Source organism: Staphylococcus sp. GDY8P47P (assembly GCF_016892225.1).
Lineage (GTDB): Bacteria > Bacillota > Bacilli > Staphylococcales > Staphylococcaceae > Staphylococcus > Staphylococcus borealis.
Window position 1 is genome coordinate 124,075 of sequence record NZ_JAFENV010000005.1, and the last position, 25,358, is coordinate 149,432.

21 protein-coding genes are annotated in these 25,358 nt (G+C 34.4%); all 21 read right to left on the bottom strand.

Features of this window, described 5'->3' with window-relative positions:
* Positions 1 to 35 precede the first annotated feature (35 nt).
* Complete coding sequence (gene carB / locus JVV30_RS00620) at positions 36 to 3,209, bottom strand: carbamoyl-phosphate synthase large subunit (RefSeq protein ID WP_204192924.1); 3,174 nt, start codon at positions 3,207 to 3,209, stop codon at positions 36 to 38.
* Complete coding sequence (locus JVV30_RS00625; RefSeq protein WP_070855466.1) at positions 3,202 to 4,302, bottom strand: carbamoyl phosphate synthase small subunit; 1,101 nt, start codon at positions 4,300 to 4,302, stop codon at positions 3,202 to 3,204. Before JVV30_RS00625 ends, carB begins: the two co-directional genes overlap by 8 nt.
* Positions 4,303 to 5,577, bottom strand: coding sequence for a dihydroorotase (locus JVV30_RS00630; RefSeq protein ID WP_204192925.1), 1,275 nt, complete (start codon positions 5,575 to 5,577; stop codon positions 4,303 to 4,305). It lies immediately after the preceding gene.
* 3 nt (positions 5,578 to 5,580) lie between these two features.
* A complete protein-coding gene (locus JVV30_RS00635; protein WP_053029205.1) occupies positions 5,581 to 6,474 on the bottom strand; it encodes an aspartate carbamoyltransferase catalytic subunit in 894 nt (297 codons plus the stop codon).
* Between the two features lie 32 nt (positions 6,475 to 6,506).
* Positions 6,507 to 7,817: a uracil-xanthine permease family protein gene (locus tag JVV30_RS00640; protein WP_053029204.1), complete on the bottom strand. Its 1,311-nt coding sequence runs from the start codon at positions 7,815 to 7,817 to the stop codon at positions 6,507 to 6,509.
* A 227-nt stretch (positions 7,818 to 8,044) separates the two neighbouring features.
* A complete protein-coding gene (pyrR, locus tag JVV30_RS00645) occupies positions 8,045 to 8,572 on the bottom strand; it encodes a bifunctional pyr operon transcriptional regulator/uracil phosphoribosyltransferase PyrR (protein ID WP_053029203.1) in 528 nt (175 codons plus the stop codon).
* 338 nt (positions 8,573 to 8,910) lie between these two features.
* On the bottom strand, positions 8,911 to 9,828 hold the full coding sequence (locus tag JVV30_RS00650; RefSeq protein WP_070855461.1) for an RluA family pseudouridine synthase: 918 nt from the start codon (positions 9,826 to 9,828) through the stop codon (positions 8,911 to 8,913).
* 11 nt (positions 9,829 to 9,839) lie between these two features.
* Entirely contained in the window at positions 9,840 to 10,316 is a 477-nt protein-coding gene (gene lspA, locus JVV30_RS00655; RefSeq protein ID WP_053029201.1) for a signal peptidase II, read from the bottom strand.
* Between the two features lie 115 nt (positions 10,317 to 10,431).
* On the bottom strand, positions 10,432 to 10,911 hold the full coding sequence (locus JVV30_RS00660; protein WP_070855459.1) for a CHAP domain-containing protein: 480 nt from the start codon (positions 10,909 to 10,911) through the stop codon (positions 10,432 to 10,434).
* Between the two features lie 4 nt (positions 10,912 to 10,915).
* Entirely contained in the window at positions 10,916 to 11,710 is a 795-nt protein-coding gene (locus JVV30_RS00665) for a VOC family protein (RefSeq protein WP_070855458.1), read from the bottom strand.
* A 577-nt stretch (positions 11,711 to 12,287) separates the two neighbouring features.
* Positions 12,288 to 13,793 carry an NmrA family NAD(P)-binding protein gene (locus JVV30_RS00670; RefSeq protein WP_070855456.1) on the bottom strand — a complete coding sequence of 502 codons (1,506 nt, stop codon included), beginning with the start codon at positions 13,791 to 13,793 and terminating at the stop codon, positions 12,288 to 12,290.
* A gap of 205 nt (positions 13,794 to 13,998) precedes the next feature.
* The gene (gene ileS / locus JVV30_RS00675; RefSeq protein ID WP_070855454.1) at positions 13,999 to 16,749 is read right to left on the bottom strand and encodes an isoleucine--tRNA ligase; all 2,751 of its coding nucleotides are present in this window, start codon (positions 16,747 to 16,749) and stop codon (positions 13,999 to 14,001) included.
* 228 nt (positions 16,750 to 16,977) lie between these two features.
* A complete protein-coding gene (locus JVV30_RS00680; protein WP_053029197.1) occupies positions 16,978 to 17,676 on the bottom strand; it encodes a DivIVA domain-containing protein in 699 nt (232 codons plus the stop codon).
* A gap of 42 nt (positions 17,677 to 17,718) precedes the next feature.
* Positions 17,719 to 18,516: a YlmH family RNA-binding protein gene (locus JVV30_RS00685; protein WP_256323753.1), complete on the bottom strand. Its 798-nt coding sequence runs from the start codon at positions 18,514 to 18,516 to the stop codon at positions 17,719 to 17,721.
* A gap of 65 nt (positions 18,517 to 18,581) precedes the next feature.
* Entirely contained in the window at positions 18,582 to 18,872 is a 291-nt protein-coding gene (locus JVV30_RS00690) for a YggT family protein (RefSeq protein ID WP_070855450.1), read from the bottom strand.
* Positions 18,873 to 18,883: 11 nt separating this feature from the next.
* Complete coding sequence (locus JVV30_RS00695; RefSeq protein WP_053029194.1) at positions 18,884 to 19,477, bottom strand: cell division protein SepF; 594 nt, start codon at positions 19,475 to 19,477, stop codon at positions 18,884 to 18,886.
* 11 nt (positions 19,478 to 19,488) lie between these two features.
* The gene (locus tag JVV30_RS00700) at positions 19,489 to 20,157 is read right to left on the bottom strand and encodes a YggS family pyridoxal phosphate-dependent enzyme (RefSeq protein WP_070855449.1); all 669 of its coding nucleotides are present in this window, start codon (positions 20,155 to 20,157) and stop codon (positions 19,489 to 19,491) included.
* 97 nt (positions 20,158 to 20,254) lie between these two features.
* Positions 20,255 to 21,046: a peptidoglycan editing factor PgeF gene (gene pgeF / locus JVV30_RS00705; RefSeq protein ID WP_053029192.1), complete on the bottom strand. Its 792-nt coding sequence runs from the start codon at positions 21,044 to 21,046 to the stop codon at positions 20,255 to 20,257.
* Positions 21,047 to 21,275: 229 nt separating this feature from the next.
* On the bottom strand, positions 21,276 to 22,457 hold the full coding sequence (gene ftsZ, locus JVV30_RS00710; protein ID WP_053029191.1) for a cell division protein FtsZ: 1,182 nt from the start codon (positions 22,455 to 22,457) through the stop codon (positions 21,276 to 21,278).
* Between the two features lie 29 nt (positions 22,458 to 22,486).
* Complete coding sequence (gene ftsA, locus JVV30_RS00715; RefSeq protein WP_053029190.1) at positions 22,487 to 23,923, bottom strand: cell division protein FtsA; 1,437 nt, start codon at positions 23,921 to 23,923, stop codon at positions 22,487 to 22,489.
* Positions 23,924 to 24,026: 103 nt separating this feature from the next.
* Positions 24,027 to 25,358, bottom strand: a complete 1,332-nt coding sequence (locus tag JVV30_RS00720; RefSeq protein WP_070855445.1) for an FtsQ-type POTRA domain-containing protein — start codon at positions 25,356 to 25,358, stop codon at positions 24,027 to 24,029.

A 25,358-nucleotide genomic window follows, 5' to 3' on the forward strand; every position in this document is an offset into this window, starting at 1 on the left:
ACTCAATACAACCTTGTCGTTCTTGAATTGTCATATTACATCGTTCTCATTGAAAATGTCATACTTTCAATCACATTTGTTAAAGCATTCGCAGTATCTAATGATGTTAAACATGGCACACCATTTTCAACTGTTGTGCGACGAATTTGGAAACCGTCTCTCTCTACTTCTTTACCCTTAGTCATGGTATTAATGACAATTTGTACTTCACCATTTTGGATACGTGTTAATAAATCATCATCGCCACCAATTTTGCCTACAACTTCAACTGGAATATGATGTTCTTCTAATTTTTGTGCCGTTCCTTGAGTAGCTAGAATCTTATACCCTACCTCATTTAAACGGTGAGCAATTTTTACAATTTCGTCTTTATCTTTATCACTTACTGTCATAAGTACAGTACCATGATCTTTAACTTCTACACCACTACCCGTTAATCCTTTGTAAAGTGCTTTTTCTAAAGTTAGATCTTTACCCATCACTTCACCGGTAGATTTCATTTCTGGTCCTAAAGTCACATCGACATTTTTCAATTTATTAAAACTGAAGACAGGTGCTTTTACATAGACACCTTCTGAATATGGTTGGATGCCTTGCTTATAGCCTAACGCTTTAAGCTGCGTTCCCATTATAGCTTGCATCGCAAGTTGTGCCATTTGAATGTCTGTGATTTTACTTAAGAATGGTACAGTTCGACTTGCACGAGGGTTTACTTCTAGTACGTAAACACCATCATGTGCGATCACAAATTGGATATTAATCAAGCCTACGATATTAAGCCCTTTAGCTAATTTAATTGTGTAGTCTTCTAACGTATTAATATCTTCCTGGCTTAAAGTTTGTGGTGGATAAACAGCGATTGAGTCACCACTATGAACACCTGCACGTTCGATGTGCTCCATGATACCAGGAATGATGACTGTTTCACCGTCTGATATCGCATCAACCTCTATCTCCTTACCAGTTAAATATCTATCTACCAATACTGGATGTTCTGGGCTCGCTTTAACAGCTTGTTCCATGTAGTTTTCTAATTCAGCGTCGCTATTCACTATTTCCATAGCACGACCACCGAGTACATATGATGGTCTCACCACAACCGGGTAGCCAATTTCACGGGCATTTTCAAGTGCTTCTTTTGGAGAAGTCGCAGTTTTACCTTTAGGTTGAGGTACATTAATGGTATGCAGTAAGGCTTCGAATTCTTTTCTATCTTCGGCACGATTTAAATCGTCTAAAGACGTTCCTAATATTTGAAACCCATGTTTAGCTAATTTATCCGCTAAGTTAATAGCCGTCTGACCTCCAAATTGCACGACTACGCCTTTAGGTTGTTCTAAATTGATGATATTCATTACATCTTCTTCAGTTAATGGTTCGAAGTATAATTTATCTGATATTGAAAAGTCAGTCGATACTGTTTCAGGATTATTATTCACGATAATTGCTTCGTATCCGGCATTTTGAATTGCCCATACTGCATGTACAGTAGCATAGTCAAATTCCACCCCTTGCCCAATTCGAATTGGACCTGATCCAAGTACCAAGATTTTTTCTTTATCTGTCACGATGGATTCATTCTCAGTCTCATAGGTGCCATAGTAATAGGGTGTTGTTGACTCAAATTCAGCAGCACAAGTGTCAACCATTTTGTATACAGGTTTAATGCCATTTTCTTGGCGCAATTGATAAACTTCTGCTTCAGTCATACCGAATCGATGTGCAATCACTCTGTCACTAAAGCCATAGTCTTTAGCATATTTAAGGTAGTCTAAATCTCCAGGGTGTGCTTTCAACTCATGTTCGATATTAATAATATTTTGGAATTTATTTAAGAAGAAATAATCAATTTGCGTCATATTATGTATTTCTTCAAGCGTCGTACCACGTCTAATTGCTTCACCTATAAAGAAGAGTCTTTCATCATCTTGATGACTGATGCGTTCCTTAATATAATCTAAATCAAAACTTTCTCCATTTGGTAAGCCTAAATGGTGTACACCATATTCAAGTGAACGTATTGCTTTCAATAATGATTCTTCATATGTACGACCGATAGCCATTACTTCACCAGTGGCTTTCATTTGAGTACCTAATTCACGTTCGCCTTTTTCAAATTTATCAAATGGGAATCTCGGTATCTTTGAAATAACATAATCTAACGTTGGTTCAAAGGCAGCATATGATGTGCCTGTGACAGGGTTAAGCATCTCATCTAATGTTAATCCTACTGCTATTTTTGCTGCTAATTTTGCAATTGGGTAGCCAGTTGCTTTAGATGCAAGCGCTGATGATCGTGATACACGTGGATTTACTTCTATAATATAGTAATTGAATGAGTGTGGGTCTAATGCAAGTTGGACGTTACATCCACCTTCAATACCTAATGCTCGAATTACTTTTAAAGATACATCACGTAACATTTGATATTCAACATCTGATAACGTTTGACTCGGCGCTACTACGATAGAGTCTCCAGTATGAATACCAACTGGGTCAATATTTTCCATATTACAAACAACAATTGCATTGTCATTTTTATCTCGCATGACTTCATATTCAATTTCTTTGTAGCCCGCAATAGATTTTTCAATTAAACATTGTGTCGCTGGACTGTAATGTAGCCCATTGCTCACTACTTCTTTTAATTCATCATCATTGTAGCAAATACCACCACCAGTACCTCCCATTGTAAAGGCAGGACGAACAATGAGTGGATAGCCTACTTCGTCTTTAAACGCAAATGCTTGTTCAACAGTATTTACAATATCACTTTCAGGGACAGGTACATTTAAATCATTCATTAATGATCTAAATAATTCTCTATCTTCTGCTTGTTGAATTGACTTTAATTCCGTACCTAGTAATTTCACATTATTTGCTTCAAGTACACCACTATCATGTAATTGAATTGCCATATTCAAACCTGTTTGACCACCTAATGTTGGTAACAGTGCATCAGGCTGTTCTTTACGAATAATACGTGCAATAAAGTCATGTGTTAACGGTTCGATATAAACTTTATCTGCAATTTCTTTATCTGTCATAATCGTTGCTGGGTTAGAGTTGACTAATATGACACGGTAGCCTTCTTCTTTTAAAGCAAGGCACGCTTGAGTACCTGCGTAATCAAATTCTGCAGCTTGTCCAATGATAATTGGACCTGATCCAATAACTAGAATCGTTTGTATATCGTCACGTTTAGGCATTTGCTGTTTGCTCCTTTTCTTTAAATTCTTTCATCATAGCCATAAATTCATCGAATAAATAATTTGAATCGCTTGGGCCTGGTCGTGCTTCAGGATGATATTGCACCGAAAATGCTGGTAATGTCTTATGTCTTAATCCTTCAACCGTACCATCATTTAACGCAATATGTGTCACTTCTAAGTCAGTATGTGCCAATGAATCTTTATCAATAGCGTAACCATGGTTTTGACTTGTGATATCTACTTTTCCAGTTCGTAAATCTTTTACAGGGTGATTTGCACCACGATGACCGAACTTCATTTTAAATGACGTCGCACCTTGAGATAGCGCGAATAATTGATGTCCTAGGCATATACCGAAGAATGGAATTTTGCCTAAAATACCGTTAATCATATCCAATGCAACTTCTACCACATCTGGGTCACCAGGGCCATTAGATAACATCACGCCATCAGGTGACATAGCTAATATCTCTTCAGCCGATGTGTCATAAGGTACTACTGTCACATTGCACCCACGCAAATTTAATTCTCTTACAATGTTTTGCTTTTTACCAAAGTCTAACAAGACGACACTCAAATCAGATCCTGTAGAGACGTATGGTGTTTTAGTAGATATTGTTTCCACTTCATTTCGAGGTAACGTTGTACCTTGTAATGTACTGATTAGTGTGTCAATGTCCTCTCGATTATCAGTGAACCCTGCCTTAAGTACACCATGCTGTCTAATCTTACGAGTAATACTACGTGTATCTACGCCTGAGATACCAGGTATCTTGTATTGTACAAGCACATCGTGTAACGTTTTTTGATTTCTAAAGTTACTTGGATGAGTGCTTGCTTCTTTCACTACTACACCATTTAATGTTGGTGTTAGTGCTTCAAAGTCGTCTCGGTTAATACCGTAATTACCAATTAATGGGTATGTGAATGTAATGATTTGACCAGTATATGAAGGGTCTGAGATTGTTTCTTGGTATCCTGTCATCGCTGTGTTGAATACGATTTCTCCAACTGATAAGTTGTTAGATCCCAATTGATATCCTTCATAATAAGTCCCATCTTCTAATACAAGATAGCGTCGCTCAAGCATTTATTTATCCTCCTTATATTTAACTTCGCCTTCTACCATAGTTAAAATTGGGTTACCATAAACTTTGTAACCAATAAATGGTGTATTATCTGCTTTAGATAAGAAATCTTCACCTTTGATTTCGCGCTCTTCTTCCAGATTAATCATTGTTAAATCAGCTAAGTGTCCTTCTTCCAATTTGCCATATGGTAAATCAAATACTTGTGCTGGTTTAACAGTTAAGTAATCCACTAATTGTTGCAATGACCAATCTCCATTTTTTACAAAATGCGTATATAGTAATGGGAATGCAGTTTCACTTCCTACAATACCGAAAGGCGCTTTAGTCATCGGTTGTGCTTTCTCTTCTTTCGCATGTGGTGCATGGTCAGTTGCAATACAATCTATCGTTCCATCTAATAACCCCTCTAATAAGGCCTCTCTATCTTCTTTACTTCTTAAAGGTGGATTCATTTTATAAATTGCATTATCACCTGGTACATCATCTTCAGTTAGTAATAAGTGATGTGGTGTAACTTCGGCTGTCACATGAATACCAGCTGCTTTAGCATCACGAATAGCTCTAACACTTTCTTTCGTTGAAACATGACATACATGATAATGACAATTTGCTGCTTCAGCTAGTAGCACATCTCTCGCGATTTGTACCGCTTCACAAATATTCGGAATGCCAGGTATACCTAACGCTTCGCTTCGTTTACCTTGGTGCATTGCACCACCATAAATTAAACTATTATCTTCGCAGTGTGCTACCACAGCTTTATTAACTTTAGCTGCTTGTTGCATTGCTTCATACATCATTGCTGATTCTTGAACACCTACGCCATCGTCTGTGAACGCAAAAGCACCTTGCTTAGCTAGTGCTTCAAAATCAACATGTTCTTTTCCAGCTTGGCGTACGGTTATAGATGCATATGGTAATACACGTACTTGTGCGTTCTCTTGAATTAATTGTTGTAAACGCTCCATATGTTCCACAGTGTCCGGTACTGGACGTGTATTTGGCATTGGACATACAGTTGTAAACCCACCACGAGCTGCAGCTTTCGTACCTGTCTCAATCGTTTCTTTATGTTCTCCACCTGGTTCACGTAAATGAACGTGAACATCAATTAAACCAGGTGCTACAAAATGTCCTTGTGCATCAATTACTTCAACACTTTCATCAACTTCAATATTATTGCTTATTTCTTTAATATGTTGACCGTCAATTAAAATAGATGTTTGCTTAAGTTCACCGTTATCTAAAATTTGAGCATTTTTGATTAATTTCAACGTTTACGCCTCTTTTCCTGATAATAGTTTATTGATTACTGACATTCTTAAATACATGCCATTTGTCATTTGTTTGAAAATTCGTGCCTTAGGCGCTTCCACTAATTCAGAATCAATTTCAACACCTCTATTAACTGGTGCAGGGTGCATAACAATTGCTTTATCTTTCAACTTATTATATCTATCCATTGTTAAACCGTATTGTTCATGGTAATCATTTGCCTCGAAGTTAGCTTCACCCGTTATACCATGACGTTCATGTTGAACACGTAATAACATAACAATGTCTACTTGGTCGATAACATCATCAATTTGCACATATGGTGCATCTAAAGATTCATCAACCCATTCATCTGGACTTGAGAACATCACATTTGCACCTAGTGATGTTAAGCTTATGAAATTACTTCTTGCTACACGTGAATTTTTAATATCACCACAGATCAAGATATTTAATCCTTCAAATGACCCATACTCTTCATAAATTGTCATGATATCTAATAAACTTTGTGTAGGGTGTTGACCACTACCATCACCAGCATTTGCAATTGGGATATTAAGATTTTCTAGTTCTTCATAATATGCATTTTGAGAATGTCTTATGACAAGTAAATCAACGCCGATGCTCTCAAGCGTTTTACATGTGTCGTACAGTGATTCTCCTTTTTGTACTGATGATGTACTTGTTTCAAAGTTAACTTCTTTAAGACCTAATTTTTGCTCTGCTACTTCAAAGCTACATTTAGTACGTGTTGAGTTTTCGAAGAATAAATTTGAAACAAACTTTCCTTCGAATTGTGGTAATGGTTGTTTTCCTGATTTGTAATCACAAGCTGTTTGAATTAAATCGTAAATGTCCTCGTTAGATAAATGTTCCATAGATAATAAGTTATTCATAAAGCGCCTCCTGATAAATAATCCTTGTTAAATTAGTTTTTTGATTCCTGTTTTTCTTTTGGCAAAATTAAATTTAAGATAATACCTGAAAGTGCTGCGAGTGCCATACCTTCGATTTGAAGGTTTACACCTAAACCTTTTAAATTGATAAGTAAGTTACCAATACCTACAACTAAGATGACTGAAGCAATGACTAGGTTACGGTTGCTTGCGAAATCGATATTGCTCTCAACTAACATTCTGAGTCCGCTTGCTGCAATAATACCGAAGAGCAAGATGGATACGCCGCCCATTACCGGGGTAGGTATTGATGAAATCAACGCTGAGAACTTTCCAATGAATGATAAGACAATCGCGATAACCGCTGCGCCACCAATAACATAAATACTATAAATTTTTGTTATTGCTAGAACACCGATGTTTTCGCCGTATGTTGTACTTGGTGGACCACCAATAATACTTGCGAACATGGTTGACACACCGTCACCGATAATTGAGCGATGTAAACCTGGATCCTCGAAGAAGTTTCTACCTACAATTTTATTGATTACCATTTGGTGACCGATATGCTCACTCACTGTTACGAACACAATTGGTAACATGACGAGTATTAAACCAAGGTGTATCGACGGTACATAATCTTTAAACGGTAAATAGATGTGAGGGAAGTCAATCCAATTTGCTTTCGCAATATTTGAAAAGTTTACTAATCCCATAAAGATTGAAACAATGTAGCCGACGATGATACCAATAAGTACCGGTATCAGTGATAAGAATCCTTTGAAGAACCCTTGGACAATAATGGTTACAAGTAATGTGATAAGTGCTACAACTAAATAGCTTAAGTTGTACCCTTTCATATCACCTGAATTCTCAAACATTGCCATATTGACTGCTGTTGGTGCTAGGCTTAAACCAATCACCATGATTACTGGCCCCACTACTACTGGTGGAAGTAAATGCATTAACCATCCAGTACCACTTATTTTGATTAGAATACCGATGATGACGTACATGACGCCACTAGCGAATAATGCGACCAACATATCACCTAGACTGTGTGTGCTCAAGCCAGTAATAATCGGTGTGATGAATGCGAAGCTTGAGCCTAAATATGCTGGAATCTTTGCTTTAGTAATTAGGATGTAAAGCAATGTTCCTATTCCTGATGCAAGTAAAGCTGCTGATATAGGTAAACCAGTAAGGAAAGGTACTAATACAGTAGAACCAAACATTGCAAATAAATGTTGCAAACTCAGTAATGCCCACTGTGCCGGTTGCGGTTTATCCTGTACGTCTAACACCGGCTTAACGGTGCGTTCAAACATTTGTTCATTTTCCATTTTTTTCTTCCTTTCATAAAAAAAGTCTCTTTAACATATAAATGTAAAGAGACTAAAAAATCGTATTTAGTAAGCAGATACGTTTTCATATCCAACGCAATCTGTACATACGTGACAAAGTATTCTGTTTTAGTGAGCGCATTATTACTTATATTGAAACTTTAATACTGACACTCACTATTGAATACTTTACCTTTTTCAGTCTCTCGTACTGATTTAAAAGGCCTTTATTCAATTATAACTGCGTTCTGTGAATCCTTTTCATTTAAGAACACAGAAACGGATTCTTCTTTAGCAGTTGGAATATTTTTTCCTACAAAATCTGCTCTGATAGGCAACTCACGATGTCCTCGATCTACAAGTGCAGCCAATCCAATTTTAATTGGTCGAGAATGTAATAGAATCGCATCTAGTGAAGCTCTAACAGTTCTACCAGTGTAAAGCACATCATCAATAATGATGACGACCTTGTTATTAATATCAGCATCAATATCTATTGCGTCTTGAGTGATTTTCTTGTTAGTAATTTCAATATCATCTCTAAAATGCGTAATATCAATTGTGCCTGTCGGAACTGCTTTTTGTTCAATTTGATTGATTTTGTCTTGAATACGTCGTGCTAAGTATTCGCCTCTCGTTTTGATACCGAGTAACACAAGATTTTCTGTACCTTTATTGTATTCTAGAATTTCGTGCGCCATACGCGTTACAGTACGTTGTATTGCAGCTTCATCCATGATGATACGCTCAGACATTATCTCACCTCTTAATATTAAAAAACCTCATGTCTTTAATCAAAGACATGAGGTTTAATTTATATACGGACATGTATGTTTATACGATACATGATAAAGTCATTCTCATTAAACAATTCATCAATGTGCTCAATGAATGATTTTAAGAAAGTGTATAGAATTATACTCATTGTCTTTGAAGCCTCTCTGGACTTTCGTTTAAAGACATCGTTTTCTTTTTGAACTGTTATTAGCTTAATGCTTTTTGACTTATAAGTCAATGCAAATTTTAAAATTCTCTGTGTTAAATAATCCTTTTTTATTAGATTAAATTCCATTTAGACCATTGAATGATTAACTTATGCTTCTCTTAAACGGATATCTTCTAATAATGTTTCAAATGCTTCAGGTAACTCCGCTTGTCGTTCAATGTATTCATGTGTGACTGGATGTTCAAACCCAATAACCCCTGCGTGTAAAGCTTGACCACCAATATCAAGTGTCTTTCTCGGACCATATTTAGGGTCTCCAACAAGAGGAAATCCTATATATTTCATATGCACACGGATTTGGTGTGTACGCCCTGTCTCTAATTGACACTCAATTAATGTATAATCTTTAAAATGTTCCAACACATTGAAATGCGTCACGGCTTCTTTACCATTATCAACAACATCCATGGATTGTCTATCTTTCTCATTTCTTCCTATTGGCGCATCGATTGTACCGTAATCATGTGGAATGTTTCCATGTACTAATGCAGTATATTTTCGCTTAACAGATTTATCCATTAACTGTTCAACTAAACCACGATGCGCGATATCATTTTTCGCAACCATTAATAACCCTGATGTATCTTTATCAATACGATGTACGATACCAGGACGAATCTCACCATTAATACCAGATAAATCTTTAATTTGATACATTAATCCATTAACCAGTGTACCTGAATAATGACCTGGTGAAGGGTGAACTACCATACCTTTAGGTTTATATACAATCGCAACATCTTCATCTTCATAATAAATATCTAAGTTTAAATTTTCAGGCTGAATATCAGCTTCAACGACTTCCTTTTCAGTAACAATAATACTGTCATTTAATTTAACTTTATAATTAGATTTAATCACTTTGTCATTTACTGTTACTAAATCTTCTTTAATCCAATCTTGTATTTGACTTCTTGACCAATCATTGTTGTATTCGGGTAATAATTTATCAATACGCTGTCCAACATAAGCTTGGTCTTCTATTTTAAATTCATGTGTTTTCAAATTACAGCCTCCTATTCTTTCGAATTTGCATCTTTAAGTAAGGCAATGATGATGAATAATACACCTATTGTTAGACTAGAATCCGCAACATTAAATATTGGAAAATCATATCCGAAAATAGTCGTATCAACAAAATCAACTACTTCACCATTTACTAATCGATCAATAAAGTTACCTAATGCGCCTGCAAATAATAAACTAATTGCAACTTGCATAAACAGATTATACTTTGCTTCTTTAATATAAAATAATACAAGTACGACGAGAATTATAAGCGTAATAATATAAAAGAATCCCATTTTACCACTTAATATTCCCCACGCCGCACCGTCATTTCTATGTGATGTTATATTTAAAAAATTGGGAATAACTTCATACGAATCACCAATATTCATTGTTGTAGCTATTATGCGTTTAGTTACTTGATCAATGATTAATATTGTAATTGCTACGATTAAAGATATCGTTATATAATATTTCTTTTTCATTCACGTGCCTCCATTCACACACTACACTTTGACAACACTCTACATTATAGCTTACTCCCATACATAAAAAAAGCTACAGTTACAAATAACTCATGAGAGGTGTAACTGTAGTTCACTATGCTGTTTCATTTTTATTTTCCTTTGGGTGAATATAATTAAATTCGTCTACTTGATTGTCATGAACTGTTCTTTTAGTCACTTCATACGGTTTATTATAGTTCATATCAAATACTGTTAGCGACCCATCCTGGTGAACTTTATCTATATATGCTACATGACCATATTGACCTTTAGGATATTGCAAAATTGCGCCAACACTAGGTTCATTATTTACTGTATATCCTTCTTCATCAGCTTTTGCAGCCCAATACTTAGCATCGCCCCATTTATTGCTAATCATATTACCATCTTGTCGTATTCTGTCAAACACGTAATACGTACACTGCCCCTTAGCATATAAATTGAATTTCATTGGATTCTTTTCCCAAAAATGAATTGTAGGTTGTGTCATATCTTGATTATCAATACCATCATATATTGCTCCAACAGTGAAAAGTGCACTACCTAATAACATTATAGCTATAAATTTCTTCATTTAATCACACTACTTCTATAAAATTAAATCTAAATTGAAGTCCGTCTGGACCATTTACATCGATATGCGTTGTTTCAGGATAATAATAATCAATTAATGCGAGACCATATGTGATAGGATTCATAACGCGCTTCGTACTTGATAACCATTGATTAATTGCTAAATGATGATGATATTGATTTGAAGACATATAGAGTGAAAATTTATCTAAATATGCAGATGTTTCAAGTCCAAAATAGTTTAAATAATATGATTTGACTTCAGACATACGTATCGATTTAAGAGATACATTTCCAATTTTAGTTCCTTTAGGAATGCCTTGCCAAGTTTGATCTGTTACATGCGTTAATAATCGTGGAACATTAATTGCTTCAACATCCAATTTCACATATTTATTATCGTACACCCAGTCATCTATATCGTGATTGACATAAAACTTAAATGCATTTCCCTCTGGATCTTCAATAAAAAGAGAGGTACAGACACTTTGTTCTCCACCATTTACTGGAATTTCAAAATCTGTCATTTGTACAAGTAAATCTGCTAAATCTTCTATATTAGGAAGCAAAATACCTATATAAAATAATCCGGCTTCAGATAATAGCGGTTCCCTACCATTTACAATTTCTTTTAAAGTTATAAAATGATTAGATTGACCAATCTCATATTGGACAGATTGGTGTGTTTCGGTAATCACTTCAAATCCTAATACCGTTTCATAAAATGGTCTTAAATTAGCTAAATTTCTCACATTTAATGTTATACCATTTACGAAATGTGCATGCTTGGAATGAAACATTGTGGCCTCCTAATATGACTGTAAATCAACTGCATCATTTTTATCGGATGCATTAAACACTTTGATGAAAATAATACTTTTTATTTTACCTTAAAATCTATCAAATTTTATCAGTCTTTGTATGTATATTACAATTTATGTTTTTTAGTTCGCCCTTCTAAATATGGACTTCAAGATAAAGTATTTACATTTTACTTAGTTTACTTTTTTAAATTATGCTAATGAATTAAAAAGAGGCTAGGACATAAATAATATAATGAAGCTATTTTGCGAATTCGCAGTAGCGGACTGAACTGAGAAGGCACTTAAATCAAGCTTTTCTCAATTCCAGTCATCCTTGCGGAGGTGAGCGGGGCCCCAACACAAAAAATCACGAAAGTGATTTTACAAGCTAAGCAAGTTGGGGTCGGTGCCCAGCAGAGAGAATTTCATTAAGAAATTCCACAAGCAAAGAAGCTGGGAGCGGACGACGAATTTAAAAGAATTCTGTTCCACTCCCTTTTCAACTATATCAACACTATAACTCGGACGTTCTTTTAAAATAAATTAACGTATGCATTATATCATTATGGATGATTTATGCTTTAATCAGATGATATATTTTTGATCCAACATAAGCACCCACAATCGCACCTGTAGTCATCGCAATAGTACTGAATAGCTGATTATTGTGTGATGACGCTTGTTTATCTTCTTCAGCAAGTTTATTCATATGATTAACAAATAATTCCATAACTGTTTTATGAATATTGGCTTGTGTATATTTATAAACTACCCAAGGCAATGTCGGCTCATATTCTTGTAACGCAACGATTGCTTCATTCGTATCTAAAATACGTCTAAATTCAAATCGAGCATTTCCACCATTGTTGGATAATGCTAAATTACCACCTACGATTTTGTAAACAATCATATCCTCAGAAGAATCTTCCATATCACGTTCCATTTTTAAGATAAATTGATTCATAAACGGCAGTGTAATATCAAATTTATTTTCATTTATAGTGCCATTGATCAAATGTAACGTAATATTGTTAATAAACGTTGCATATGTTTTAGCCACATCTTCCATTGAATAATTGGCCGGAATACTAAAACGTGATATTGCTCTTACATCTTTGATGCTTTCTTTTTTACTTTTACTTGATGATTTTTTGTTTTTATTTTGTTTTTGATTCATTTTATTTTCTTCATTTAGCGCTTGTTCTACACTTTCCTCATATGACATCTTACCAATAGATATATCAGGATGTGTGCGTTCTGGTTGTGGAATCATATCATGAACTAAACTATTCATAAGTGGGTAAACCATCTCTTTAGGCACCTGTGAAATAAGTTGTACCCAATATCGACTAACCCAAATAGGGATAATTGGTAAGTCAACGATTGGTAAACGTTTATTTAACACTACTGCCGTGCGTTGTATTAATTCCTTATAATTCATAATTTCTGGACCTGTAATATCAAAAGCCTCATTATGTTGTGGTGTACGTTCGACTAATAGTGCGAGTTTATCAATAACATCGTTGATTGAAACGGGCGCAATCATATTATATGCCCAACTAGGTAAGACCATTCCGGGTAAACGTTCAACCAAACGTTTTAAAATCGGGTAAGAACTTCCCTTTGCCCCAATAATTAAACCTGCTCGCAATGTGCTAACCGGTATGCCATAAGACCCAAGAATTTTCTCACATTCTAAACGACTACGTAAATGCGCCGACAGCTTGTCTTCATTGGGAATTAAACCACTCATAAAAACAATATGTTTTACGCCTTGTTTTTTAGCAGCTCTCGCAAAATTATCCGCTAATAAGGCATCCATATCTTCAAAATTTGCTTGCGTCAATTTTGCATTAGGCATCATAGAATGAACAAGGTAAATTGCAGTATCTACCCCTTCCATTACCTCTGTGATTTCATCTAAATCAAATAAATCAGCAGCTTTCCAAGTGACATTCTGTTCATTTTCTTTATTTTTAATATTTCGTGAAATTGCGATAATTTCGTAATTCTCTTTTAATTGCGCTTGCAAGTGTCCACCAATATAGCCAGATGCACCTGTTAATAAAATTTTACTCATCGTTCCACCTCTGTTTATTAGAAATTCGCTCTGTCATTTAACTATGAATATATCTTTCTAAATAACCTTAAATCATAAAGTGAAACATTGTATATTAATATTCTTTTTATGTATAAATTATATTGTAATTATTAAAAAGGAGCAGGACAATGAAATAAATTTTAGAAAAAATATTTCTGTCCAGCTCCTTTTTGCTCACATACTATTAAATTAACGTTTTAACTACTTGTTGGCATCGTGGGCATAAGTGTTCTAATTCACCTACTGCGCCTAATGCTTCAGTGTAGTTCCAACATCTTTCACATTTTTCGCCTTCAGCGTGGTCAATTCTGATATCACCATGTTTGTAAGTCTCTGCATTGTCCACAGCATCTGTAACTTCAACTTGTGAAACTATGAATAATTGTTGTAAATCATCAAATTGTTGTAAGAACTCTGCAGCGTTAAAGTTGTCGTTATTACCAATAACAACTTTTGCTTCGAGTGATTTACCGATTACTTTATTGTTACGTGCTACTTCTAATGCTCGGTTAACATCATCACGTAATGCCATTAATTGATTCCATTTATCAAGTAATGCTTGATCAACTTCAACTACTTTAGGCATATCAGCTAAATGAACACTTTCTTCTTTCACATGTGGTGTGTGTGTCCAAACTTCTTCAGCTGTATGGACTAAAATAGGTGCTAATAATTTCGTCATATCAACTAAGATTTGGTATAACACTGTTTGCATACTGCGACGTTTATGCGCATTTTTCTCTTCGATATAAAGGATATCTTTACCATAATCTAAATAGAAGTTACTTAATTCAACATTAATAAAGTTTTGAACTTCTTGATAAATATTTAAATAATCAAAGTTATCATAATGGTTAATTGTGCTTGCAGTGAATTCACGTAAACGGTTTAATAAGTAACGGTCTACTTCTAATAATTCAGATTCAGGAATTGCATCTGTTTCCGGATTGAAATCGTTAATATTACCTAACATGAATCTTAATGTATTTCTTATTTTACGATAAACATCAGATGTTTGTTTTAAGATTTCATCAGAAATACGAACGTCAGCTAAGTAATCCGTACTACTAACCCATAATCGTGCGATATCAGCACCTTTTTGTTTTACAACTTGGTCTGGAACAATAACATTACCAAGTGATTTACTCATTTTCTTACCTTCACCGTCCATTACAAAACCGTGAGATAATAAGAATTTATATGGTGCTTGTCCTCTTGTTGCCACAGCAGTAGTAATTGAAGAGTTAAACCAACCACGATATTGGTCACTACCTTCAAAGTATAAATCTGCAGGGAAACTTAATTCTGGACGATTTTCTAATACACCACGGTGTGATGAACCTGAGTCAAACCAAACATCCATGATATCCATTTCTTTTGTAAACGTACCATTTGGACTACCAGGATGTGTAAATCCTTCAGGTAATAAGTCTTTCGCTTCTTTTTCAAACCAAATATTTGAGCCATGTTCTTCAAATAAATCTGCTACATGGTTAACCGTTTCTTTAGTCATGATAATATCGCCGTTTTCAGCATAAAATACTGGTAATGGTACACCCCATACACGTTGACGAGAAATAACCCATTCTCCGCGATCACGAATCATATTATAGATACGTGTTTTACCCCAATCTACTTTGAATTCTGTATCTTCAATTGCATCTAAGATATCTTGTCTTACCTTATTGATTGAAGCAAACCATTGTGGTGTTGCACGGAAAATAACTGGTTTCTTAGTACGCCAATCATGAGGATAACTATGTGTAATAAAGTTAAGTTTTAATAAAGCATCTTTTTCAGTTAATAAATCAGTAACTGCTTTGTTAGCTTTATCGTAAAACATACCTTCAAATTGTCCGCCTTCTTCAGTGAACACACCTTTATCATTTAAAGGACTAATTACTGGTAAATCATATTTTTGTCCAACGATATAGTCATCTTCCCCGTGACCAGGAGCGGTATGAACACAACCTGTACCTGCATCAGTTGTAACATGGTTACCGTTAATTACAAGTGATACACGATCTAAGAATGGGTGTTGGGCTTCAACGTACTCTAATTCTTTACCTGTAAATTCTTTTTCTAATTGAATTGCTTCTTTATCCCATTCTAATGCTTCTGCTACATTTTCAGATAAAGCTTGTGCAATGATATATTTCTTACCATTCACGTTATATTGACCATATTTAAGTTCAGGGTGAACAGTAATCGCAACGTTTGATGGAATAGTCCATGGTGTAGTTGTCCAAATAATAAATTGTGCATCTTCATCTACAATACCTTTTGAATCTTTTACATCAAACGCAACATAAATTGATGCTGAACGTTTATCATGGTATTCAATTTCCGCTTCAGCTAAAGATGATTCACTTGAAGGTGACCAATAAACAGGTTTTTTACCTTTATAAATTAATCCTTTATCAGCCATTTCACCGAATAAACGAATTTGTGCCGCTTCATATTCTGGTTTCAAAGTGATGTATGGATCATTGAAGTCACCACGCACACCAAGACGTTTAAAATCTTTCTTTTGTAATTCAATTTGTTCTAATGCAAATTCTTTACATTTTTCTCTAAATTCGGCAATTGACATTTTTTTACGATCAACGCCTTTTTTAGTTAAAGCTTGTTCAATTGGTAAACCGTGCGTATCCCAACCTGGAACGTATGGTGCATAAAATCCTTGCATCGTTTTATAGCGGACGATGATATCTTTAATGATTTTATTTAATGCATGTCCCATGTGTAAATTACCATTTGCATACGGTGGACCATCATGTAGGATATAAGATTGGTTACCTTTATTTTTTTCTAGTGCTTTTTGGTATTGGTTGTTAGCTTCCCATTGTTCTTGGATTTGAGGTTCTTTATTTGGCAATCCACCACGCATTGGAAAGTCAGTCTTTGGCATTAATAAAGTATCTTTATAGTTCATAATTGTTTTCACTCCTTAAATGTAAAAAAAAACTCTAAGTTCAATTAAAAAGGGACGGAATGACCGCGGTACCACCCTTGTTAACTCAACTTAGAGTTCTCTCATATATATCGTATTACTTTGTCTAAGTCAGTGATATAAGAGATAGACTTTTATTAGGCTTTCACCGACCCTAATTCGCTGTAAAAAGTTGATTATCTCCTACGTGTCTGTCTTATTTGATAACATTTATTTATTTGTATTTGATGTTGATTCGCTTTGACTCACACTTGCCTCTGAAGCAACAGGTTCACTTGTACTAGTAGCGTCACTTGTACTTAGTGAATCGGTTGATTGGCTATCACTTTCGCTCGTAACCGTACTTTCAGATTGCTGAGCCTGAGCGTTAAGTTGTTCCTCAGGTGTAATATCTTGACTATTTAAATGTTGAAAATTTTCTTGCGTAACTTGTTCTGCATCGATATCGTAGTTTAGTAAATAATCCCAATCGTCATTTTTTAATAAGTCTAATTGAGCTTCCACTAACATACGGAAACGAGATCTAAAGATTTTAGATTGACGTTTCATATCTTCCGTTTGGAATGATAAATGACGCGCTTTCTCAATAGCATCATTTACGATTAAATCTGCTTGTGCCTGTGCTTTACTAATCACAGCTTCCGCTTCTTTATTTGCTGCTTGTTTTGTTTCTTCACCAGCTTGTTGTGCTTGAACAAGTGCATCGCTAACTGATTGATGTACTTGTTGGTAAGATTTAATATTAGTATCTCTCTCTTCAATTACTTTTTCAAGTTGTTTTTTTTCATCTTTTAATCGTTCAATTTCATGACTTAATTGATTTAAATAATCACTTACTTCAGCTGGTTCAAGACCATTTTTCACTTTTGTAAATTCTTTATTTTTTATTTCACTAGGTGTAAAAGGCATCCTACATCCTCCTTAAATCAATTTTAAATTGACTTCTATTTATTACTTAAACAATGTTCGATAATTAATGTGTATTTTGTCTTTTTTAGTTCTACCACCTATATCAGTAATTTGGGCTCTTCCAAATCCTTGAATAGATAATAAATCATTGGTTTGTATTTGAAAATCTGGTGAATCAATAATAGTATGATTTACTTTGACACGTTTCTTTTCAATTAATTGTTTCGCAATTGATCTAGATTTGTGAATCATTTCTTTTACGACGACATCTAATCTCAATGCGCTTACAGTACTTCCTTGAATTTTCCAATTCTCTACTGATTGTATCATATCTTTAAATGGAATAGAATTAAGTTTAACTGTAGCACCTTTTATCTTTGTTAATTCCAACATAATATATGATTCTAGTTGCTTTGTCAAAACAAATTGAATACGTTCTCCTACAATGATATCTCCGACTTGTTCTCTTTCAATTCCTAATGACATGAGTGTGCCTAACACATGCTGGTGTTGAAGATGAACAAACTTTTCAGGGTAATTAATCTGAATTAATACTTCTTCAAAATCGTCTTCCTCCGGATCAAAGTAACTCGGTGCTATTATTCCTCTTCTTCTTTCAGCGTGATTTCCACCAAAAAATGTCACATGCATATCTTCATAACTGCCTGTGATAATTTCAAGAATATATTGCCCTCTCGGATCAAGAAAGTTTGTCAAAATAGGTGCATACTGCTGTTCGACCTGATCACACTTATCTATTAATTGATCGATTAGCACTTGCTCCTCATCTCTAAAATGTTGATAAATATCGATTACTGTTACACCTCTCTTATATCTAATTCAAATGATAAAAGAGGTTGAAACAAACATTTGTATTGTCTCAGCCTCTTTAACTTCGTTAATTATTACACTAAATAAATAAGTATCATATTAAAAATACTTCTTAACCCAGCTTGGAATAATACAAGTACAAACAAAGCTACAAGTGAAGAAATGTCAATCATTCCAATTGGTGGGATAATCTTTCTAAATGGTTCTAAAAATGGTTCATATAATTTACCTAGTATTTGGCCTAATTTAGATTCTCTAACACTTGGTACCCAAGATGTAAAGAAATATATAATCATTCCAAAATAATATATTTGTACTAGAAATATTATAAAATTAAAAATAGTAGCTAATAAACCTACATCCATATAATGTCTCCTTATTCGTAGTGCTGCGTTTCCATTTGTTCAATGTGGTCTGTGATACTTCCCGCAACTTCCACGTTATCAGGTGTACAAAGGAATATGTCAGTACCTACACGTTGAATATCCCCACCAATCGCATAAACTGTACCACTTAAGAAATCAATAATACGTTTAGCTGAAATTTTGTCAATGCGTTGTAAATTAACTAATGTAGCGCGACGGTTTTTTAATTCATCTGCGATATCTTGCGTATCAGAAAATACACGTGGCTCAAATAAGCACATTTTTGAACTTTCATTGCCACTATAGCTTTGTGACGATTGATTCATCGTCACAACATTTTTACTGTTTGACTTTGATGGTGGTTGATTCATACGCACATTCCTTTCTTCTGAGTTATAATTTCTTGATGTTTTCTTTTGCGGTACGCTCTTTAATTTACTTTGATTGCTATATGAACGTTCAGATTGTTGTGGTTGATTCTGCTGAACATGATTTGTTTCTGTTTCTTCATTCTGAACTACACGACGTTGTCGCTCTTCAGGGCTTTCTACTTCCTCTTCATCATCCATTAGAAAAAAATTATTAAATAAATCTTTAATAGCCACGGGGCTCACTCCTATTCTCCAACAAGTTTAGTCCCTATTCTTATAAATGAAGCACCTTCTTCTACAGCAATTGCATAGTCATTACTCATTCCCATAGATAAATAATCACATGGTGCATAATCTAATTTAAGGTTTTTAATTTCATCTCGTTTTAATCGTAATTGTTTAAATAACTGACGAATATAAGCTGTATCATCTGTATAGGGTGCCATAGTCATTAATCCGACAATTTTAATGTTGTCATATTGTTTCATTTGTTCTATGAAGTGATTAACTTCATTCAAAGCAATACCATGTTTAGATTCTTCACCTGAGACATTAACTTGTACGAAGCAGGCAATCTCATGATCAGCTCGTTTATTAATTTCCTTAGCTAGACTAAGTCGATCTAATGCATGCAGGTAATCAATGTCGTTAATTACTTCTTTTACTTTTCTAGATTGTAAAGAACCTATAAAATGCATCGTAACATCGTCAGGTAACGCAGATTTCTTCTGTAAAAAGCCTTCTAATCTGTTTTCACCAAAATGTCTTAGCCCAGCATCATAAGCTTCTTTAGCACGGTCTATTGTAACATATTTTGTCACTGCAATCACGTTTGGCAAGGAACTTGCTTCACTATTTTCATAGTGTGCTTGAATTTCACTTTCAATATTTTTTAAATTATCTTTTACGTCCATATTCTACCCAACCTCTTCAACATTTGTTAAGTACAATGATTATTAATATTGACTTTCACATATCTATTGTATTACGACAATCAATACTTTAAATAGCTTATTTTTGTCCTATAAATGCCAACATTCTTCCTGTTTGGCCCTTTTCAATACGATATGAAAAGAAAAGAGACAAATCTTCTGATGTAGCATAGTCAGTAATATATATATTGTCCATTGGCACACCATAATGATGAAGTAATAATGCATTAGCACGCTTTAAGTCAATGCCATGTCGATTTTCTCCACGTGTCTCAATATATGACTCTACATTAATTGGTAACGTTTCAAACTTCGATTTAATATCATCATTAATTTCATACGTCGTTGATGTCGATGGTCCTATCACTATATTTAAATCTTTTAGATCAAAATCAATTTGTTTTAACATTTCATTAACGATTTGGCCATAAGTACCTCGCCATCCTGCATGTGCTAAACCTATATAGTGGTGTTTCTCACTGTAAAAGTAAACGGGTACACAGTCTGCATAACACATAGTTAATAACGTATCAGATTCATATGTATACATCCCGTCAATACCATATAGTTCATCTGTTAAACTATCAATGTTAGTCCCACGATGACTTTGTGTAATCTCAATCACACGATTTTCATGTGTTTGAATCGGGAATACCCAATGCGCGCTTTCAAATCCAATTGCATCCGCCAATATTTCTTGATGTTTCGTAATATTTTCAGGTTCATCATCCACATATCTAGCCATATTAAATGACGCTTCAGGATATAGGCTATAGCCACCCTCTCTTGTAGTGAATCCCAAATTTACACGCATCAAGTCTTTAGATTCATAATTTAAGTAATGGGGATACTTCACAAACTTCTCTGACACGAAATCAAACCACCTTAATTTAATGTTTTATATTTATCGATTTAAAAAGCCTTACTCTAAAATTGAATATAATTATATTATATAACAATCTTCACTTTACTTGAAAGTAAATAAAAAGGGAGCGAACATGAATCCACAAGTGAATTCGTCGTTCTACTCCCTTTTAGGAATGATTAAGACGATAAAAACACTTAATCATACAACGAAATATAGTCTAAACTTATTTGAATTAACGTCTAGTTCTTCTAGAACGTCTTTCTTCTCTATTTCTGATGAAGCTAGGAATGTCGTCATCTTTAGTAGTATGACTTCTTTCAGATACGCTTTCAGAAGAACGCGTGCTTGATGAACTTTGAGAGAATGATTCTTCTCTAGGTGTACTTGCTTGAGATGACGTACCTGAAGTTGCACTTGATCCGAAACCTGTGCTTGAAGCTTTACGTCCTTGTGAAGTTGGTTTATCTTCAAAGCCTGTTGCAATTACAGTAACTACGATTTCATCTTGTAATTCAGGATTGATAACTGTACCAAAGATCATATTCACATCTTCATCTGCTGCATCTTGTACGATGTCAGCTGCTTCTTGCGCTTCGAATAATGAAAGTGATTCTCCACCAGTGATGTTCATTAACACACCTTGAGCACCAACGATTGAAGTTTCAAGTAATGGTGATGAAATAGCTTTTTTAGCTGCTTCAACTGCTCTGTTTTCACCAGAAGATACACCAATACCCATTAATGCTGAACCTTGGTTAGACATGATTGTCTTAACGTCAGCAAAGTCTAAGTTTACTTCACCTGATACAGCAATTAAGTCAGAGATACCTTGAACACCTTGGCGTAATACGTTATCTGCTTCTTTAAATGCTTCCATCATAGGTGTTGATTTGTCAACGATGTCTAATAAACGGTCGTTAGGGATAACGATTAATGTATCTACAGCTGCTTTCATAGCTTCAACACCAGCAGCTGCTTGTGTTGAACGTTTACGTCCTTCAAATCCGAATGGACGCGTTACAACACCTACAGTTAATGCTCCCATTTCTTTAGCAATCTTAGCTACTACTGGTGCAGCACCTGTACCAGTACCGCCACCCATACCAGCAGTTACGAATACCATATCTGCACCTTGGATAGCATCTTCAATTTGTTCACGAGATTCTTCAGCTGCTTTTTTACCAATTTCTGGGTTAGCACCTGCACCAAGTCCACGTGTTAATTTCTCACCAATTTGGATTTTAGATTCTGCTTTAGATAAGTTTAAAGCTTGTCCATCTGTGTTAATTGCAATAAATTCCACATTATTCATACCATGGTCGATCATACGGTTAACAGCGTTGTTACCGCCACCACCTACACCGATGACTTTTAATGTCGCTAAATGATTAAATCCTTGTTCAAATTCTAACATTTATATTTCCTCCTAGTCTTAATGGCCCATCATTCAAATAGAGATTTCATAAGTTTTTTAAATTTACCCTCTTCTTTTTGAGGTTTTTCTTGATCATCATCATAATGTTCTGTCGTATCGTGATGAGTTTCATGGCTTTCATACTTATCATCATTGTCTACTTTTTCTGCTCTTTCATGTGGTTCGTTGTAGTCTTCTTCATAAGTATCTTCATTTTTATTTGACTTACGTTTAAACCAGTCAAATCCACCAGATTTAGAAGTATGTTCTTTTTCGTTATCTTCAATAACTTCTTCTTCAAATTCATCATTATCTTGATAACTCATTGTAACATAATCTAGCAGTTCATCAAAAGTGATGCTACTAGATATAGTAGAAATCGCTGATGTGAATTCTGGTTTTCTAATACCCATTTGTGATGGTGTATGAATTCTGATTTTTTCATTTACCATCGTATTGAGTAATTCTTTAACGCCTAATAAGTTTGAAGAACCACCTGTTACAATGAAACCACCGTTTACTCGTGTTAAACCTAAGTCGACTAATACATCAAATACCTCATTAAAGATATCTTGCATTGTTCTCTCAATTACTGCACTTAAGTCTTTTTGAGTATATTCTACTAATTCATCACTATCTACTTGGTCAACGCTGAATACATCTTGTTCTGATGCTGAATTAGCAAAAGCATGACCATACTGATGTTTAATCTTTTCAGCTGTTTCATATGTAGTATTTAATTCTTCAGCAATATCATCAGTAATATCGCGCCCTGCTAATTCAATTGAATCAGCATCTACTAATTCGCCACGTTCATAAAAGGCTATTTGTGTTAAATCTTCACCAATGTCAATAACACACGCGCCTAATTCTTTTTCAGTGGCAGTAAGAATTGAACCATAGTTATATGCATCTGAATAAACATCTAAAACGTCTACACCACATGATTCTACACATTTAATCATGTTGATTAAAATAGATTTGTGAATTGCAATAACCCCAGCTTCAACTCTTAATGAGTGTCTAGCAATTAATTCTTTAGGGTCTGATACTTCGTTATCCCCATCTACTATAAAACGAATCGGGAAAACATCAATGACATCAGTATCCGCTACATCATTTTTTTGACGAATACCTTCTAGCACTTCTTCAATATGTGTGCCGTTTATTTCAGTATCTTCATAAAAATCAATTTCATTTGCTTCATCATATACTTCTGTACCTATGATAGGTAATTTTAAGAAAACTTCTTTAATGTCTACACCTGATGCGATAGAAGCTTTTTTAATTGTATCTTTAACTGCTTGTTTAGCAATGTCAAAATCATCAATTAATCCATTCTTAATACCGCTAGTGTAGGTTTGTCCTGTACCTATCACATTGATACCATTGTGAAATTTCTCGCCTACTATTGTTTTTACACTTGATGAACCAATATCTATGCTTACATAGTAATGTTCCTCCATAGATAGGCACCTCCTGACAAATTACTATTAAAATACACTATGTTTAGTTTACAATACGTCGAAAGGCTTGTGAACTATAAACACATATTAATATCGAAATTTTTTAATTATTTGAATCTGATTGTTCGTTAATTTTATTTAAAGCACTTTGTAACTCATCTTTTGCATCTGTTTCTTGTTGTGATTTTTGACGAACATTTTGATCAGATTTAGAATCTCCGCTACTATTTTCATTATACGGGATAAATGATGCACCTACAGATAAATCTATATATCCTTGTGTTTTTAGATTTCCTGAATCATCTTTCGCTAAAGATTGAGACATTTGAGGGTAATATTTAATTTTATTAGCAATTGTTTTGATATTACCTACTACTTGCATATCATCTTGCATATATAAAAGAATTCGATTAGGACTATTTTGTTTGGGTGCGTAACTCACTTCTGAAATCATATTTCTAACTTCTGGAGACATCTTAGACAACGCTTTAATCATGTTATCTTTTTCTTTACCTTTAAATCCATCTATAATTGGACCGCTGCCTGCAATATTACCATCAAAATTTTTCAATTCTTCGTTGCCTTCAATGATTGGCACATATTTATTTTTCTCTTTGACAACACCCACAACTTGATTTTCAGTTATTTGTACTTTCAATGTATTAGGTAATTGTTTTTTAATTTTAACGTCTTTGATTAAATCGTTTTTCTTCAGATTTTGAATCCCTTTACGTTTACTATACGTATACATTCTTGAATTGTCTTTAACATCTAAAGCTTTTTTAACTTGACTATCGGTTACGTTGTTATTTCCACTAATTTTAATATTTGAAATTCTACTTAGTGGTGTAAACATATAAAGTAAAAATAAGATAATTAACAGTATTAAAACGGTTAGGATAATATACTGAACTCTTTTTTGACGTTTCCTTCGCTGAATTCTTAGTTGTTCTTTTCTTTCTTGAGGTGATAAATGATCGAATCGAGCATCCTTTTCACGCTTTCGTCTCTTACGATTATCGTTAAATTCTTTCAACCTATCTTTGACTGTAAATTTGTGCGTAGGTTCTTCTGACTGAGTAGAAAGCGTACGCCTTTTTTCTAGTTTTTCACTATCATGACGATGATCATTCTTTGCTTTTTTTCCTATGTTTTTATGCGATGGATCACTAAATGCATTTTGTTCTAATGATTCAGAGTCCTTGATTTGGCTTTCCGTTTTCTGTTTGTCTGCTGAATTGTTCTCATTGTCTTGTTCTTGATTTGATTCAACGGTTTGCTTTTTTATTTTGTACAATTGGTCATCATCAGTGGGTAAGTCATTATTATTTACATGATTTGAAAGGTGGTCTTCATTATTTAGTTCTCGATTTCTCTTTTCGATAAGACTTTGAATCGAGCTCACCTTATTATGTTTACGTCGTTTATCTTTCAC